This window comes from Pseudomonas viridiflava (assembly GCF_900602065.1).
Lineage (GTDB): Bacteria > Pseudomonadota > Gammaproteobacteria > Pseudomonadales > Pseudomonadaceae > Aquipseudomonas.
The window spans coordinates 1-281 of the sequence record NZ_UWFN01000275.1; the positions used below are offsets into that span (position 1 = coordinate 1).

The 281-nt window shown below is 56.9% G+C and carries 1 pseudogene; it reads right to left on the reverse strand.

Annotated elements, in window-relative coordinates:
• Window positions 1–281, reverse strand: a pseudogene (locus tag EE949_RS29865) (heavy metal sensor histidine kinase); the annotation flags it as partial.

Consider the following 281-nt stretch of genomic DNA (forward strand, 5'->3'; position numbering starts at 1 on the left):
ATGTTCTTGTAGCCCACCAGCAGCTCGTGACCTTCGCTGGCCTCCAGCGCGTGAAAGCCCTGATCCTGCCCACCAGCCGCAGGCGGTGGCAAATTGCGGCCTTCTTCATTACCGATATTCATCAAGGGTTGGCGCGGCATGCTCGAGTCGAAGATGCTCAGGGCAAAGCTGTCATGACCGACAATCTGATCGCGCAGCGTATGCGGATACTGGACGATGTCTCCAACCGACAGAAAGCCTTCGCTGAGCCCATGCTCGATCTGCGTGAATTTCTCTCTCAG